Raw genomic sequence first — 15,250 nt, 5'->3', positions numbered from 1 at the left:
ACAGGAAGGCCCCATGCGAACCTTTGATCTGATTCGCGACGCCGTGTTGCCCGAGTTCCGTGAGCGGGTGGCCGATTACCTGATCGAGTACGAAACCGTGCTGGGCCAGGGCACTGCCGATGCCGCGACCTTGCAGGCCACGGCCAACCAGTTGCGCGGGTATCTGCGCGGGTTGAACACCACGCGGGTGCTGGGGATGGCGGATTGGGAGGAGCTGGATCGGCGAATAGTTGCCACTTGGCTCAACTGATCTGTAGCCGCTGCCGCCAGGCTGCGCTGGCCCCGTGCCCCGCTGAGGATCTTCAGGGTTAACGCGGGCCAGCGCAGCCTGCGGCAGCGGCTACGGGGTGACGGGGTGACGGGGTGACGGTGTGGTTTACACCCCGATCATCGCCTTGGTTTCCAGATACTCCTCGAACCCATGCACCCCAAACTCCCGGCCATTACCCGAGCGCTTGTAGCCGCCAAACGGCGCATACGGGCTCCACGCCGGATAGTTGAGCAACACCTGCCCCGCCCTGATCCGCGACGCCACTGCGCGCACTTGCACCAGATCCTGGCCCTGCACATGGGCACTCAAGCCATACACGGTGTCATTGGCAATGGCCACGGCCTGTTCCACCGTGTCGTAGGGGATGATGCACAGCACCGGCCCGAATATCTCCTCCTGGGCGATGGGCATGTCGCTGGTGACTTCCGAGAAAATCGTCGGCCGGGCATAGAATCCCGTCTCCAACCCCTCTACCCGCCCAGGCCCGCCGCAAATCAGCTTGGCGTCACTGCTCAACCCCGAATCGATCATCGCCTGCACGCGGTTGAACTGCGCTTCGTTGGCAATCGGCCCCAGCACGGTGTCAACAGAGGCCGGATCGCCCACCACGATGGCATTGGCCGTCGCTGCTGCCAACACCTCGATGTCCGACAGCCGCGCGCGGGGCACGATCATGCGAGTGGGCGCGCTGCACGATTGCCCGACGTTGCGAAACGCCGTCATCACCCCCTTGGGGACCACGGTGTCGAAGTCGGCGTCAGGCAGCAGAATATTCGGCGACTTGCCGCCCAGTTCCTGCGTCACGCGCTTGACCGTAGACGCGGCGGCTTGGGCCACCAGGGCGCCGGCGCGGTTGGAGCCGGTGATGGAAATCATGTCCACATCCGGGTGCGCCGCCATGGCCTCGCCCACCTCGGCGCCGCTGCCGTTGACCAGGTTGAACACCCCGGCCGGCACGCCGGCGTCGTGCATCAATTGCGCGAACAGCAAGGCGCTCAGCGGCGACAGTTCGCTGGGCTTGAGCACCACGGTGCAGCCTGCGGCAATCGCCGCAGCAGCCTTGGCGGTGATCTGGTACAGCGGCCAGTTCCACGGCGTGATCAGCGCACACACGCCGATGGCTTCGCGGACGATGGCCGTGCCGCCTTCAACTTTTTCAAACGGGTAATCAGGCAGCAGGTCTCGCACCACGCGGATATGCTCGGCGGCCAAAGGCACCTGCATCGTGCGGGCAAAGGAGATGGCGGCGCCCATTTCCTGCGACAGCACCTGGGCGAAGACCTCGGTGCGCTCCAGCATCAGTTCATGCAGACGGGTCAGCACCTGCACACGGGTTGCCACCGGCGACACCGACCACTGCGCGAACGCCGACCGCGCCGCAGCCACGGCGCGGTCCACATCCGCAGCCGAGCCCTTGGCCACTTCGGCAATCACGGTCTCGGTGGCCGGGTTGATCACCGGCAGGCTCGCCGCCACGGCGGGCAGGCACCATTGGCCATCGATGTAGAAACGCTTGCACAGCTGCGGGTCGATCAGGGCGGTCATGGGAAGGCTCTCAGGCGAAGGGGTCCATGCCTGATACGCTAACAAAGTCGCCCTGCGCGAACGTGCTGTTGTTGGGCCGTGCATGGAAGGTTGTGCTGAATGCAGCCGGCTTTTCGCCGGTTGCTGCGTCAGTGGCGAATCAGCTTGCGCAGCGGCACCACTTCTTTCATCACCGGCGACTTGATGACGATGTAGCTGAAGTATTTGGCGATGCCGATGTTCTTGTCGATGATGCTCTCGATCACTTCCTGGTAGTGCTGGATGCTGCGGGTCATGAAGCGCACCAGGTAGTCGTAGCCGCCGCTGATGAGGTGGCATTCGAGCACCTCGTCCACCTGGCGGATGTTGGCCTCGAACTTGGCGAAGTCTTCGCGCTTGTGATCGCCCAGGGTCATCTCGGTGAAGATGGTCACCGAGTCGGTGATCTTGGCCAGGTTGATGTGCGCCTTGTAGCTGGAGATATAGCCGGCCGCCTCCAGGCGCTTGACCCGTTGCAGGCACGGGCTGGCCGACAGGCCCACGGCGTCGGCGAGGCTGACGTTGGTCATGCGCCCGTCCTTCTGCAGCTCCACCAGAATGTTGATATCGATGCGGTCCAGTTTGACCATGCCTTCCATTCACTTACCCTCGAATGCGCTAATGTCCCTGAGGTTCTTCAATCAATTCAACGGCGTAACGATAGCTGATGTTGCGCAACCAGGTCGGCCAGGCTGTTGATGCACACGTCCACCGGGCACTCGCCCGGCACACGGCGGCCACGGCGCAGCAGGCAAATGGCGCCCTGCTGCGCTTTAGGTTGCAAACCGGGTGGCAAGCCGGCACGCACCGACAGCGCCTGCTCGAACGGTATCTGCTGCTGGTCCAGCCAGGCCTGGGCCTCGGCGGGGGCCAGCAATTCCTCGCTGTGGATACCCAGGCGTTCGCACAATGCTTCACGGTCCTGGGCATCGCGGTCACACAGTATCACCAGGCGGTAGAACTTGCGCAGGTACAGCAAAGCCCCCGGCGCGTCCTCGAACAACGGCCAGGCGCTGGCGGTGCGGGCGAAGCTCAGGCTCTCCTCCCAACTGGCGCGCAGGCCCAGGCCCTCGGCCAACTGGCGATGGGCAAAGCACAGCAGGCCGGTGAAACCCAGCTCATCGAAGCGCGGGTACAGTCCGTCCAGCGACTGCGCGAAACGCGTCAGCACGGCGGTTTTTTCCGGGGCCTTTTCAAGGCCGGCGAACAGGCCCTGCAGCGCCGTCCAGACGCCGCTCTCACGGTCCACCAGCACACCGTCACAGTCGAGCAGCAATACACGATAGTCAGTCAGGCGCATGCCAACTTCATCTCCATGATGGACAACGGCGGCCCAGGCGCGAAGCCCGGGCCTGTCGTGGGGTTCAGGCAATCAAGACCCGTGCCAAGGCGGCCTCGAGAATGGCCAGGGCTTCGTCGAGTTCAGCGTCGGTGGTGGTCAGCGGCGCCAGGAAGCGCACCACGTTGCGGTGCACGCCGCACTTGATCACCAGCAGGCCGCCTTCGCGGGCGGCATCGATCACCTGTTGGGCCAGGGCCGCATCCGGCGTGGCGGCGGCATCGGCGCTGATCATTTCCATGGCCAGCATGAACCCTTGGCCACGCACGTCGCCGATGCGCGCATGGCGCTTCTGCAAGGCCAGCAGGCCCTGACGCAGGCGCTCGCCCAGTTGTTCGCTGCGTTCCAGCAGTTGTTCCTGCTCGAAAGCGTCGATCACCGCCAGTGCCGCCGCGCACGCCAGCGCGTTGCCGCCGTAGGTGCCGCCCAGGCCGCCCGGAGTCGGAGCGTCCATGATCTCGCTGCGGCCCACCACCGCCGACAGCGGCAAACCGCCGGCCAGGCTCTTGGCCACGGTGACCAGGTCGGGCTGGATGCCGGCGTGCTGGAAGCCGAACCAGCGGCCCGTACGGCCGAAGCCTGCCTGGATTTCGTCGAGGATCAGCATAATGCCGTGCTGCTGGGTCAGGGTACGCAAGGCCTGCAGGAACTCGGGTGGCGCGGTGAGGAAACCGCCGTCGCCCTGCACCGGTTCAACAATGATGGCGGCGACCCGGTCCGGGGCGATCTGGGTGGCGAACACCTCTTGCAGCGCGGCCAGGGCGTCCTCGGTGGTCACGCCGCGATAGGGGTTCGGGTATGGGGTGTGGAAGATTTCAGGGGCGAACGGGCCGAAGTTCTGTTTGTACGGCTGGCTCATGCCGGTCAGGCTGCAGCCCAGCAAGGTACGGCCATGGAAGCCACCGCGGAAAGCGATGACACCGGGCCGGTTGGTGTGGCCACGGGCGATCTTGATGGCGTTTTCCACCGCCTCTGCACCGGAGGTGAACAGCGCGGCCTTGTGCGGCACGTCGCCGCCTACCAGTTGGCTCAAACGCTGGGCCAGTTCGATGTACGGCGTGTAGGCCACCACCTGGAAGCAGGCATGGGAGACTTTCTGCAGTTGCGCCTGCACCGCTTCGACCACTTTGGGGTGGTTGTGCCCGATATTGAGCACGCCGATGCCACCGACGAAGTCCAGGTAGCGCTTGCCGTCCACGTCCCACAGTTGCGAGCCCTGGGCGCGGTCGATCACCAGCGGGTGGGCGGTGAGCACGCCACGGGGCACGCTCTGTTCGCGTTGCTGCAGCAGGCGGGGGGTGTCGTTGAGTTTGCTGTTCATGGGACCGATCCGGTAGTGGTTTGCAGTCACTCCAGAGTACGGGTTGCGCAAAGCCGACTTGGCCGAACTTGCCCGCCGCCTCAGGCAGATCGACTGTTTTGCCGCGCACAAACGGCAGAATCGCTTGGCGCCCTTGCAGCACAATAGGCGTCATCCCCTTTGCCTGCGAGACCACCATGGCCCTGCTCTACAAAGCCGACCCGCAACGCGGCGCGCGCTGGCGACAGCTGTTCGCCGAACATGCCCCCGACATCGAATTCCGCCAGTGGCCGGACATTGGCGACCCCGCCGACATCCACTACCTGGCTGCCTGGCAAGCGCCGGATGATCTGGCCACCCTGCTGCCCAATCTGAAAGCGCTGCTGGCGATTTCCGCTGGCGTCGATCAGTTGAACCTGCACACCCTGCCCGCCGACCTGCCGGTGGCGCGCATGCTGGACCCCAGCATCACGGCGGGCATGTGCGAGTACGCCACCTGGGCGGTGCTGAGCCTGCATCGGGACATGCTGCTGTATCGCAATCAGCAGCAGGCCATGCGGTGGGATGAACACACGTTGGTGCCCGCCGGTCAGCGGCGTGTCGGCATCATGGGGCTGGGGCAGCAGGGGCAGGCCATTGCTCGCCAGTTGCAGGGGTTGGGTTTTGCGTTGTCGGGGTGGGCACGTAGCGCGCATCAGATTGAAGGCGTTGAGTGTTTTGCCGGTGCCGGGCAGTTGCCTGCATTCCTGGGCGCCTGCGATATCCTGATCTGCCTGTTGCCGCTGACCGAGCAGACGCGAGGGATTCTGGATGGCCGGCTCTTCGAACAATTGCCTCAAGGCGCCAGCCTGATCAACATGGGCCGCGGTGGGCATCTGGTGGAAGCCGATCTGCTGGCCGCGCTGGACAGCGGCCACCTGGCCGGGGCGATTCTGGACGTGATGCAGCAGGAACCGCCTGCGGCCGAGCACCCGTTCTGGCACCACCCGCGCATCGCCATGACCCCGCACATTGCCGCCATGACCCACCCCGACAGCGCCTTCGCCGTGTTGCTGGACAACATCCGCCGCCACCAGCGCGGCGAGCCGCTGACCGGGCAGATCGATCGCCAGGTTGGTTATTGAAGCCTGACCACCGAGCGGCTCGCACCATCCTGTAGCAGCTGCCGAAGGCGGCGTCAGGGCCCCCGCGATACGCCAGACATTGCGCGGCGCCTTCGACGCGGCCTGACGGCCGCTGCTACAGGGTTGGTCCCCAGGCTTTACAACCCTCCGATGTGAAAGGCCTTGATCTCCAGGTATTCGTCCAAGCCATAGCGCGACCCTTCCCGCCCCAGCCCCGACTGTTTCACCCCGCCAAACGGCGCCACTTCCATCGAGATGGCCCCTGTGTTCAACCCCACCATGCCAAACTCCAATGCCTCGCCCACCCGCCACGAGCGCTGCAGGTTTTGCGTGAAGTAATACGCCGCCAGCCCATACGGCGTGTCATTGGCAATGGCGATGGCCTGGGCCTCATCGGTAAAGCGAATCAACGGCACCAGCGGGCCGAAGGTTTCTTCACGGGTGCACAGCATGTCGGTGTTGGCATCGGCCAGCACCGCCGGGCTGACGAACTGCCCTTCCCCGCCCGGCACCTCGCCACACAGCAAGCGCGCGCCCTGCCCCAGCGCATCGTCGATATGCCGCGCCACTTTCTCCACCGCCGCCTGATTGATCAACGGCCCCAGGGTGACGCCGCTGTCCAGGCCGTTGCCGACCTTGAGCGTGGCCACTTCTTCCAACAAGCGCGCGGCAAAACGATCGTAGATACCGGCCTGCACCAGGATGCGGTTGGCGCACACGCAGGTCTGCCCGGCGTTGCGGAATTTGCTTTGCATCAGGCCCGCCACGGCCTGTTCCAGGTCGGCATCGTCGAAGACAATAAACGGCGCGTTGCCACCCAATTCCAGGCTCAGGCGCTTGATGTGCTCGGCGCTCTGACGCATCAGCAAGCGGCCCACGGCGGTGGAACCGGTGAACGAGATCTTGCGCACCACCGGGTTGCCGGTCAGCTCCGCGCCAATGCCCTGCGGCAGGCCGGTGACCACGTTGAACACCCCGGCCGGAATGCCAACCCGCTCGGCCAGCACCGCCAGCGCCAGGGCCGACAGCGGCGTCAGGTCCGAAGGCTTGACCACGATGGTGCAGCCCGCCGCCAACGCCGGCGCGCATTTGCGGGTGATCATGGCGGTGGGGAAGTTCCACGGGGTGATGGCCGCGCACACGCCCACCGGTTGCTTGAGGGTCAGCAGGCGGCGGTCGCCGCTGGGCGCGGGGATGGTGTCGCCGTAGATGCGCCGGGCTTCTTCGGCGAACCATTTGACGAAGGTGGCGGCGTAGCGGATCTCGCCCTTGGCTTCGGCCAGGGGCTTGCCCTGCTCCAGGGTCATGATCAGCGCCAGGTCATCGACGTTGTCGAGGATCGCCTGGTGCCAGGCCTCCAGCAGCAAGGCGCGCTGGGCAGCGGGCAGTTCGCGCCAGGCGGGCAAGGCGGCGTCAGCAGCGTCGATGGCGCGGCGGGTTTCGGCGCCCTGCAACGCCGGCACCTTGGCCACGCAGGCGCCGGTGGCCGGGTTGATGATGTCCAGGGTGGCGCCGTCGTCGGCGGCCAGCCAGAGGCCGTTGATGTAGGCGCGTTCGGCGAGCAGGGACGGGTCTTTGAGGGTGTGGTCGTGCATGGGGCTGATCCTGTGAGGGGGCTATGGGATCAGTCTAAAAAGATGTGCGGGTGGGGGATGCCGAATGTGCGATGGCGACGGTGGTGAATGCCGAAATCAGCGGATGTGCAGCAGGACCTGCTTGCAGAGAACCTTCGTGATGCGGGTTCTGTGTGGGAGCGGGCTCTGCCCGCGAAATGAACACCGCGATTGATCTGAATGATAGCGGTGAATCCTTCGCGGGCAGAGCCCGCTCCCACAAGGGATCCGGTTTGACTACAACAACGCGGCCAGCAAGCTGCGCAGCAACTGCTCGCACGCTTGCAACTGGCTCACCTCCACATACTCATCGGGCTTGTGAGCCTGTTCGATGGACCCTGGCCCACACACCACCACCGGCACGTTCAGGCGCTGGGCGAACAGCCCGCCTTCGGTGCCAAACGCGACCTTGACCTGGGCGGTATCAGGCGCGGCGAAGGTCTTCAACCAGCGCACCGCTTCCACCGTTGGCGAGGTATCCAGCCCTGGGTAAGCATTGAGCGTCTGAATCTCGATGTCCGCCACGCCCGACACCAGTTTGGCCTGACGCACAATCACCTCGGCCTGCTCGGCCAGGTGCGCCAGCATCGCCTCGGGATCATCCGCCGGCAAATGCCGGATTTCGAAGTCCAGGGTGCAGAGGTTAGGCACGATATTCAGCGCCTTGCCACCGTCGATGCGCCCCACATGCAAGGTGCTGTAGGCGATGTCATAGGCATCGTCATGTGCCCCCTGTTCCTGCAAGCGCTGCTGGGTGTGGCGCAGGCTGGCGATGAAATCGCTGGCCAGGTGGATGGCATTGGCCGCCAGCGGCGCCAGCGAGGAATGCGCTTCCTGGCCATGGCAATGCACCCGGTACGAAGCCTTGCCCTTGTGGCCCAAGGCGAACTGCATCTGCGTGGGCTCGCCGACGATGCACAGGAACGGCCGTTGCGGCGCCAGGTGCAGCACGTCCAGCAAGCGCCGCACGCCCACGCAGCCGATTTCCTCGTCGTAGGACAGGGCCAGTTGCAGCGGACGCTTGAGCGGCTGGTCGGCAGCGGTCAGCAGCGCGTCGATGGCCACGGCGATAAAGCCTTTCATGTCGCAGGTGCCGCGGCCGTACAGCTTGCCGTCGCTGAGGGTGGCCTGGAACGGCGTGCGGGTCCAGGCCTGGCCGGCCACGGGCACCACGTCGGTGTGGCCGGACAGCAACACGCCGGGCACATGCTTGGGACCGACGCTGGCAAACAGGTTGGCCTTGCCGCCGGCCTCGTCGTGCACCAGGGTGCTGTCGATGCCTTTGCTGTGCAGCAGTTGCTGCACGTACTGGATCAGCGCCAGGTTGGACAGGTTGGAGGTGGTGTCGAAGCTGATCAGCTGGGTGAGGATGTCGAGGATGCGTGGGTTCATGGTAGCTCGCATAAAAAGGAATCGCACGACCTGTAGCCGCTGCCGTCAGGCTGCGCTGGGCCTTGGGTAGACTGCAGATTCTCAGTGAGGCAGAGGGCCAGCGCAGCCTGCGGTAGCGGCTACAGTCATGAGGTGGCCTGCAGCAGCGGGTGCGTGGCCGCAAACCGATCAATGTGGAAATCATGAATGCGGGTACTGGTCTTGCCCGTGGCAATCAACTCCGCCATCACCGCCCCCACCCCCGGCCCCAACTGGAACCCCGCGCCACAAAACCCGAACGCGTAATACAGCCCGTCCACCTGCCCGCTGGGCCCCATGATCGGCAACGAATCCGGCGTGTAGCTTTCAATCCCGCTCCACACCCGAATGATGTTCAACGGCGCAATGCCCGGCACCAGCCGGCGCATCTGGCTGATCTGGTTGAGGATGCTGCGCGGTTCCACATGGGCGCGGCGTTTGAGCATGTCCGGCTTGCTGCGGTAGCCGCCGCCGATGACGATGTTGCCGCGGGCGATCTGGCGGAAGTAGATCACTTCTTCCGGGATCTTGGTGTACACGCCGATCACGGTTTTCAAGGCGTACGGCACCGGCTCGGTGACCGCCATCTGCGGGCCGTTGGTGTCCAGCGGCACCGGCTCGCCGAACTGCGCGGACAGTTTGTCTCCCCAGGCACCGGCCGTGACCAACAGGTTGGGCGCAACGAAACGGCGACCATCGGTGGTGTCGACGTGGAAGTCGCCGCCCACTTTCTGCACCTCGCGCACTTCGGTGCGTTCATGCACCGTGGCCCCGGCGCGGATAGCGGCACGGGCAAAGGCTGGCGCGGCCAGGCGCGGGTTGGCGTGGCCGTCGTGAGGCGCATAGGAGCCGCCCTGCACTTCCGGCCCCAAAAACGGAAAGCGTTCGTGCAGCGCCTTGCCGGTGAAAATCTGCAAATCCAGCTCGCGGGCTTCCGGCGCCTGGGCGTAGGCCTCGAGGTCGGCAACATGGGCGGCGTCGTAGCACACGCGCATGTGCCCGCTGGGCAGAAACTCCAGGTCTTCGCCGATCAGTTCCGGCAAGCGCTTCCACAGATGAAACGAGCGATTGGACACCTCCAGCTGGCACAGGTAACGGCCCTGGCGCCGCACGTTGCCGAAGTTGACGCCGCTGGCGTACTGACCGATCTGGTCGCGCTCCAGCAAGATCACCGAACGGCCATGCTGACGCAGAAAAAACGCCGCCGCCGCGCCCATGAAACCGCCACCGACGATGACCACGTCTGCCTTTTGCACGGTCATGGTGCTACCTCCTGCAAACTCAGGGTCAAGGGTTTGACCGGCGCCTGGCCGCGCTGGCGGCCGACTTCGCGGACCGGTACGCCGGCCTCGGCGGCAATGATTTCGGCCCCCGCCTGGGAGCAGTAACGCCCTTGGCAGCGGCCCATGCCCACGCGGCTGAAGGCCTTGGCGCGGTTGACTTCGCAGGCGCCTTTTTCGCGCACCACGCCGCGTAGCTCGCCGGCGCTGATCATTTCGCAGCGGCAGACGATAGCGTCATCGGGCAGGTGTTTGACCTGGGCGGCTGGCCAGGGGAAGGCCTGGGTCAGGCCGAGGCGGAAGCGGTCCATCTGCGCCAGGGTCTGGCGCGCCTGCTGTTGCTGGCCGGCGTCCACCGCCAGGCCCATGTCCTGCAGCAGCGCCATGGCCGCCAGGCGCCCCGCCGCTTCGGCCGCGTCGGCGCCACGAATGCGCGCACCGTCACCGGCGGCGTACACGCCGGGCAGCGAGGTGCGGCCGTCGTCGTCGGTTTCCAGCAGCCACTGCCCCGAGGCCTCGTCGAAGGCAAAGGCGCAACCGGCCAGGTCGGCCAGTTGGGTTTCCGGCCGCAGGTGATAGCCCAGCGCGACCGCATCGCAGTCCACGCGCAGGGTTGCGCCTTTGCCGGTGCGCACGGTCACGCCTTCGACACCGGTGCGTTCGTCGCCATGAATCTGCAACGGCGTGACGCCCAGGTGCACCGGGATACCGGCACGGTACAGGCCAGCCAGCAGGCTCATGCCTGTGGCCAGCACGCCGGGCCGCGCCAACAGCTTGGGCGTGGCGCGCAGGCGCTGGTACAAGGGCGATGTGTCGAGCACCGCCGCCACCTTGGCACCGGCCTTGTGGTATTGGCTGGCCACCAGGTACAGCAGCGGCCCGGTGCCCATGAACACCACGTTGGCGCCGATGGACACGGCCTGGGCCTTGAGCGCGATCTGCGCGCCGCCCAGGCTGTAGGTGCCCGCCAGTTGCCAGCCCTGCACCGGCAGCAACCGGTCGGTGGCGCCGGTGCACAGCACCAGGGCGTCGTAATCGATGGCCGAGTAGCGGCCTTGGGTGGCGCAGCACAGTTGCTGGTCGGCCAGGTTCCACACCAGGGTCTCGGGGCGGTAATCGAGCTGCTCGCGCAGCTGGTCGAAACGCTCGTGCAGCGCCTGCGCCTTGCCGGCTTCGGTGCCGTACAGCTGGGTGTAGTTGCGCTTGAAGCCCTCAGGCTGGCGGCGGTAAATCTGCCCGCCCGCACGCCGCGCTTCGTCCACCAGCGTGGGGCGAATGCCCGCCGCCAGCAGGGTTTCGGCGCAACGGATGCCCGCAGGCCCGGCGCCGACAATGGTTACCCGCGCAGTGGCCATAGCGCCTCCGGTTGTGTGGTGAGGATGTCCAGGCCGTCGCGCACGTCCTGGGAGCAGGCGCGCAGGCGCTCGCCGCTGCGGGTCCACACCCAGCAATCCTGGCAGGCGCCCATCAGGCAGAAACCGGCGCGCCGGCCGTTATCGAATTCCGAGCCGCGCAGGCTGTCGCCGCAGGTGAGCAAGGCCACCATCAGCGTATCGCCTTCCAGCGCCTGCACCGGCTGGCCATTGACCTGCAACTCCACGACCGGGCGTTGCTGCTCGGCCAGGCGGACAAAACGAGCACTCATGCGTAGGCTCCCTGAGCAGGCACAATAATTGAGGACTGACCCGCCGCCAGTTGGCGGCTGTCCAGGTGACAGAGAATCTCGCTGCCGCCAACAATCGCGCGGCGGCTAGGCGCGGTATGGTTGCACAGCCCTTCCACGCGCAGCGGGCAGCGGTTGAGGAAGGTGCACAGCTCGCGCTGGTTGGCCACCGGCGCGCTGATCGGTGGCAGCTTGCAGGCCACGGCGGTGCTTTCCAGCCAGCCCTGGCGCAGCTCGGGCACCGAATTGATCAGCAGGTTGGTGTACGGGTGGAACGGCGCCTGGGCCAGGGCATCGCGGCTGCCGCTTTCGACGATATGGCCGCTGTACATCACCGCCACCTCGTCGCACAGCGCGCGGACGGTGGAAATGTCGTGGCTGATGAACAAGTACGACACGCCCAGTTCGCGGCGCAGTTCGGCCAGCAGTTCGAGGATGGCCGCGCCGACCACGGTGTCCAGTGCCGACGTCACCTCATCACACAAGATCAGGTCCGGCTCGGCGGCCAAGGCACGGGCCAGGTTGATGCGCTGCTTCTGCCCGCCCGACAGCGCGCCGGGGCGGCGTTCGGCGATGCTGCGCGGCAGCTTCACCAGGTCCAGCAGTTCATCGATGCGTCGTTGCTGGGCCGCGCCCTTGAGGCCGTGATAAGCACGCAACGGACGACCGAGGATGTTGGCGATGCTGTGCATGGGGTTGAGCGCCGTGTCGGCGTTCTGGAACACCATCTGGATGCGGCGGAACTGGTCGGCGCTGCGGCCCTTGAGGTCGCCGGACAGCGGCTGGCCGTCGAACAGCACCTCACCACGCGCCGGTTGCAGCAGGCCGGCCACCACCCGCGCCAGGGTCGACTTGCCCGAACCGGACTCGCCGATGATGCCCATGGCCTGGCCGCGGTGCAGGGTCAGGTCGATGTCTTCCAGCACGCGGATATAGGGCATGCCCTGCAGGTCACGCGGGCCGTAGCCGGCGGTCATGCCGCGAATGGTCAGCAACGGCGTGGCGGTAGGCGCCACGGCGTCGACGCGGATGCGTTCGGCCGGGCGCGCCGCGTCGAGCAGGCTGCGGGTATAGGCATGGTCCGGCGCCTTGAGCAGCGCCGGCGTAGGGTTGTGTTCCAGGATCTGGCCGCCGTTGAGCACGATGATCTGGTCGGCCATCTGCGCCACCACCGCCAGGTCGTGGCTGACGTACACGGCCGTGGCGCCGCGCTCGCGCACCACGCGCTTGAAGGCGCGCAGCACTTCGATCTGGGTGGTTACGTCCAGCGCGGTGGTCGGCTCGTCGAGCACCACCAGCAGCGGGTCGCTGATCAGCGCCATGGCGGCCATGATGCGTTGCAACTGGCCACCGGAGACCTGGTGCGGGTAGCGATCACCGATGTGCTCCGGGTCCGGCAGCGCCAGGTCGCGGAACAGGCCGATGGCCTTCTCGCGCAGTTGCTCGCGGTTGCCCACGCCGTGGATCAGCGCGCCCTCCAGTACCTGGTCCATCAGCCGATGGGCCGGGTTGAAGGCCGCTGCCGCACTTTGGGCAATGTAGGAGACACGGTTGCCGCGCAGCTTTTGCAGGGCCGGTTCGTCGAGGGTCAGCAGGTCGTCATCGCCGACCCGCACCTGGCCGCCGGCAATGCGGCAACCGCGCCGGGCATAACCCAGCAGCGACAGCGCGATGGTGGTCTTGCCCGAACCGGACTCGCCGATCAGCGCCAGTACCTCACCGCGCTCAAGATTGAAACTCACGCCCTTGACGATCTCGACTTCGCCGTGATCGCCACAGGCATTGACCCGCAGGTCTTTGACCTGAATGAGATGGCTCATGGTCAGTGCCCTCCCTTGCTGCGCTGGCGACGGCTGGAAATGCTGTCGATCAGCAGGTTGATGCCCACGGTCATGGAGCCGATGGCCAGCGCTGGAATCACCAGCGCCGGGGCGCCCTGGCTGAGGCCGCCGATGTTTTCGCGCACCAGCGAACCCAGGTCGGCGTCCGGTGGCTGCACGCCCAGGCCCAGGAAGCTCATGCCACTGAGCAGCAACACGATAAAGCCGAAGCGCAGGCCCAGGTCGGTGAGTACCGGGTTGAGCATGTTGGGCAGGATTTCCACACAGGCCACGTACCAGCGCGGCTCGCCACGGGTGCGCGCCACCTGCACGTACTCCAGCGCTTCGATGTTGGTGGCCAGGCTGCGGGCGATGCGGTAGGAACCCGGTGCGTAGCTGAGCACCGCGGTAGCGATCAGCAGCGGCACCGAGGCGCCGAAGGCCGAGACCACCACCAGCGCAAGCATTTTGCTGGGGATGGAGATCAGCGCGTCCATCAGGCGGCTGACGCAGCCGTCCAGCCAGCGCGACGACACCACCGACAGCAGCGCCAAGGCCGTGCCGACGCCGCTGGCCAACACCGCCGCCACCAGGGCCAGGCCCACGGTAAAGCGTGCGCCCACCAGCACCCGGCTGAGCATGTCGCGGCCCAGATAGTCGGTGCCCAGCGGGAAGGCACGGCCGATGTCGTCAAACACGTTGTTGGAAATCACATCGCCCACGCCATGGGGCGCCAGCCAGCCGCCGAACACGGCCACCAGCAGCCAGAACACGCACACGGCGGCGCCGAACATGCCCAGCACCGGGGTGCGCAGCGGCTTGAAGGCTTTGAGGGCTACAGGCTTGTCAATGACGTTGTTCATCGTTGTCTCAGCCTCGGGTTGGAAAGAATCGCGCACACGTCGGCCACCAGCACCAACGCCAGGTAAGCAGCGCAGAACAGCATGGTGCAGGCCTGCACCAGGGCCATGTCGCGGTTGGTCACCGCGTCCACCATCAGGCTGGCGATGCCGGGGTAGTTGAAGATGGTTTCGACAATCACCACCCCGCCCAGCAGGTACGACAGGCTCAGGGCCACGGCGTTGACGATGGGGCCGATGGCGTTGGGCAGCGCGTGGCGCAGCACGATGCGCACCGGGCTTGCGCCCTTGAGCCGGGCCATTTCCACGTAGGGGCTGTCGAGCTGGTCGATGACGGCGGCGCGGGTCATGCGCGCCATTTGCGCCACGATCACGCAGCACAGGGTCATCACCGGCAAGGCGTAGGCCCGCAAAAATTCGAGGGGGGTGTGCACCTCGGCGGCGAACGACAGCGCCGACAGCCAGCGCAGCTTCACCGCAAAGATCAGCACCGCCAGGGTGGCCACCAGAAATTCCGGCACGGCCACCAGGGTCAGGGTGCAGAAGCTCAGCACACTGTCCAGGCGCCCGCCGCGGCGCATGGCCGAGACGATGCCCAGGGTCAGCGCCACCGGCACCGACACCAGCGCGGTGACGGCCGCCAGCATCAGGGTGTTGGGCAGGCGGCCGGCCATCAGCTCGCTGACCGGCATGGCGTTGGACACCGATTCGCCCAGGTGGCCGGTGACCAGGCCCGTCAGCCAGTGCAGGTAACGCACGATGCCGGGCTGGTCCAGGCCCAGCTGGGTGCGCAGCGCCGCCACCTGTTCAGGGGTGGCGAACTGGCCCAGGGCCTGCTGCGCGGCATCGCCCGGCAGCACGGCGGTGATGGCGAACACCACCATCGACACGATCAGCAGCGTCAGGGCCACCAGGCCCAGGCGGCGTGCGATCAGCCAGTACAGAGTGTTGTGCATGGTACGTCTCCTGCACCTTTGTATGATGTGGCGGGTATGCGCCATACACCT

Annotated in this window: 14 protein-coding genes; 2 read left to right on the top strand and 12 right to left on the bottom strand. The window is 66.2% G+C overall.

Annotation, left to right across the window (positions count from 1 at the left end; all coding sequences use genetic code 11):
• Positions 1-13: 13 nt before the first annotated feature.
• Positions 14-250 (top strand): hypothetical protein, encoded by a 237-nt coding sequence (locus ACZ9GA_RS11405; protein WP_455922570.1) that lies wholly within the window; start codon positions 14-16, stop codon positions 248-250.
• Positions 251-376: 126 nt separating this feature from the next.
• Here the strand turns inward: ACZ9GA_RS11405 and ACZ9GA_RS11400 are convergent, their stop codons facing one another.
• From ACZ9GA_RS11400 to gabT, 4 genes are all read right to left on the bottom strand, one after another.
• Positions 377-1,816 carry an aldehyde dehydrogenase family protein gene (locus tag ACZ9GA_RS11400; RefSeq protein WP_457362576.1) on the bottom strand — a complete coding sequence of 480 codons (1,440 nt, stop codon included), beginning with the start codon at positions 1,814-1,816 and terminating at the stop codon, positions 377-379.
• A 128-nt stretch (positions 1,817-1,944) separates the two neighbouring features.
• Positions 1,945-2,433, bottom strand: a complete 489-nt coding sequence (locus tag ACZ9GA_RS11395; RefSeq protein ID WP_008373098.1) for an Lrp/AsnC family transcriptional regulator — start codon at positions 2,431-2,433, stop codon at positions 1,945-1,947.
• A 47-nt stretch (positions 2,434-2,480) separates the two neighbouring features.
• The gene (locus ACZ9GA_RS11390; RefSeq protein WP_457362577.1) at positions 2,481-3,134 is read right to left on the bottom strand and encodes an HAD family hydrolase; all 654 of its coding nucleotides are present in this window, start codon (positions 3,132-3,134) and stop codon (positions 2,481-2,483) included.
• A 64-nt stretch (positions 3,135-3,198) separates the two neighbouring features.
• Positions 3,199-4,494: a 4-aminobutyrate--2-oxoglutarate transaminase gene (gene gabT / locus ACZ9GA_RS11385; protein WP_457362578.1), complete on the bottom strand. Its 1,296-nt coding sequence runs from the start codon at positions 4,492-4,494 to the stop codon at positions 3,199-3,201.
• A gap of 176 nt (positions 4,495-4,670) precedes the next feature.
• On the opposite strand from gabT, the gene ACZ9GA_RS11380 reads away from it, so the two are divergent.
• A complete protein-coding gene (locus ACZ9GA_RS11380) occupies positions 4,671-5,597 on the top strand; it encodes a 2-hydroxyacid dehydrogenase (RefSeq protein WP_457362579.1) in 927 nt (308 codons plus the stop codon).
• Positions 5,598-5,734: 137 nt separating this feature from the next.
• Here the strand turns inward: ACZ9GA_RS11380 and ACZ9GA_RS11375 are convergent, their stop codons facing one another.
• From ACZ9GA_RS11375 to ACZ9GA_RS11340, 8 genes are all read right to left on the bottom strand, one after another.
• The gene (locus ACZ9GA_RS11375; RefSeq protein WP_457362580.1) at positions 5,735-7,192 is read right to left on the bottom strand and encodes an NAD-dependent succinate-semialdehyde dehydrogenase; all 1,458 of its coding nucleotides are present in this window, start codon (positions 7,190-7,192) and stop codon (positions 5,735-5,737) included.
• Between the two features lie 255 nt (positions 7,193-7,447).
• Entirely contained in the window at positions 7,448-8,602 is a 1,155-nt protein-coding gene (argE, locus tag ACZ9GA_RS11370) for an acetylornithine deacetylase (protein ID WP_457362581.1), read from the bottom strand.
• Positions 8,603-8,727: 125 nt separating this feature from the next.
• Positions 8,728-9,882, bottom strand: coding sequence for an NAD(P)/FAD-dependent oxidoreductase (locus ACZ9GA_RS11365; protein ID WP_457362582.1), 1,155 nt, complete (start codon positions 9,880-9,882; stop codon positions 8,728-8,730).
• A complete protein-coding gene (locus ACZ9GA_RS11360) occupies positions 9,879-11,255 on the bottom strand; it encodes an FAD/NAD(P)-dependent oxidoreductase (protein WP_457362583.1) in 1,377 nt (458 codons plus the stop codon). Before ACZ9GA_RS11360 ends, ACZ9GA_RS11365 begins: the two co-directional genes overlap by 4 nt.
• A complete protein-coding gene (locus tag ACZ9GA_RS11355; RefSeq protein ID WP_457362584.1) occupies positions 11,237-11,545 on the bottom strand; it encodes a (2Fe-2S)-binding protein in 309 nt (102 codons plus the stop codon). Before ACZ9GA_RS11355 ends, ACZ9GA_RS11360 begins: the two co-directional genes overlap by 19 nt.
• The gene (locus tag ACZ9GA_RS11350; RefSeq protein WP_457362585.1) at positions 11,542-13,383 is read right to left on the bottom strand and encodes an ABC transporter ATP-binding protein; all 1,842 of its coding nucleotides are present in this window, start codon (positions 13,381-13,383) and stop codon (positions 11,542-11,544) included. Before ACZ9GA_RS11350 ends, ACZ9GA_RS11355 begins: the two co-directional genes overlap by 4 nt.
• A gap of 2 nt (positions 13,384-13,385) precedes the next feature.
• Positions 13,386-14,246 (bottom strand): ABC transporter permease, encoded by an 861-nt coding sequence (locus ACZ9GA_RS11345; protein WP_457362586.1) that lies wholly within the window; start codon positions 14,244-14,246, stop codon positions 13,386-13,388.
• The gene (locus ACZ9GA_RS11340) at positions 14,243-15,199 is read right to left on the bottom strand and encodes an ABC transporter permease (protein WP_027977833.1); all 957 of its coding nucleotides are present in this window, start codon (positions 15,197-15,199) and stop codon (positions 14,243-14,245) included. Before ACZ9GA_RS11340 ends, ACZ9GA_RS11345 begins: the two co-directional genes overlap by 4 nt.
• Positions 15,200-15,250: the final 51 nt, after the last annotated feature.

The organism is Pseudomonas sp. TE3644, from assembly GCF_056278815.1.
This window is presented reverse-complemented; position numbering and strand designations above follow the sequence as displayed.

Bases quoted from the DNA above. Each gene is read 5' to 3' on its own strand.
- ACZ9GA_RS11365 (WP_457362582.1), bottom strand. From the start codon at position 9,882: ATGACCGTGCAAAAGGCAGACGTGGTCATCGTCGGTGGCGGTTTCATG.
- ACZ9GA_RS11375 (WP_457362580.1), bottom strand. From the start codon at position 7,192: ATGCACGACCACACCCTCAAAGACCCGTCCCTGCTCGCCGAACGCGCC.
- ACZ9GA_RS11400 (WP_457362576.1), bottom strand. From the start codon at position 1,816: ATGACCGCCCTGATCGACCCGCAGCTGTGCAAGCGTTTCTACATCGAT.
- ACZ9GA_RS11390 (WP_457362577.1), bottom strand. From the start codon at position 3,134: ATGCGCCTGACTGACTATCGTGTATTGCTGCTCGACTGTGACGGTGTG.
- ACZ9GA_RS11350 (WP_457362585.1), bottom strand. From the start codon at position 13,383: ATGAGCCATCTCATTCAGGTCAAAGACCTGCGGGTCAATGCCTGTGGC.
- ACZ9GA_RS11340 (WP_027977833.1), bottom strand. From the start codon at position 15,199: ATGCACAACACTCTGTACTGGCTGATCGCACGCCGCCTGGGCCTGGTG.
- ACZ9GA_RS11395 (WP_008373098.1), bottom strand. From the start codon at position 2,433: ATGGAAGGCATGGTCAAACTGGACCGCATCGATATCAACATTCTGGTG.
- ACZ9GA_RS11380 (WP_457362579.1), top strand. From the start codon at position 4,671: ATGGCCCTGCTCTACAAAGCCGACCCGCAACGCGGCGCGCGCTGGCGA.
- ACZ9GA_RS11360 (WP_457362583.1), bottom strand. From the start codon at position 11,255: ATGGCCACTGCGCGGGTAACCATTGTCGGCGCCGGGCCTGCGGGCATC.
- ACZ9GA_RS11355 (WP_457362584.1), bottom strand. From the start codon at position 11,545: ATGAGTGCTCGTTTTGTCCGCCTGGCCGAGCAGCAACGCCCGGTCGTG.
- gabT (WP_457362578.1), bottom strand. From the start codon at position 4,494: ATGAACAGCAAACTCAACGACACCCCCCGCCTGCTGCAGCAACGCGAA.
- ACZ9GA_RS11405 (WP_455922570.1), top strand. From the start codon at position 14: ATGCGAACCTTTGATCTGATTCGCGACGCCGTGTTGCCCGAGTTCCGT.
- argE (WP_457362581.1), bottom strand. From the start codon at position 8,602: ATGAACCCACGCATCCTCGACATCCTCACCCAGCTGATCAGCTTCGAC.
- ACZ9GA_RS11345 (WP_457362586.1), bottom strand. From the start codon at position 14,246: ATGAACAACGTCATTGACAAGCCTGTAGCCCTCAAAGCCTTCAAGCCG.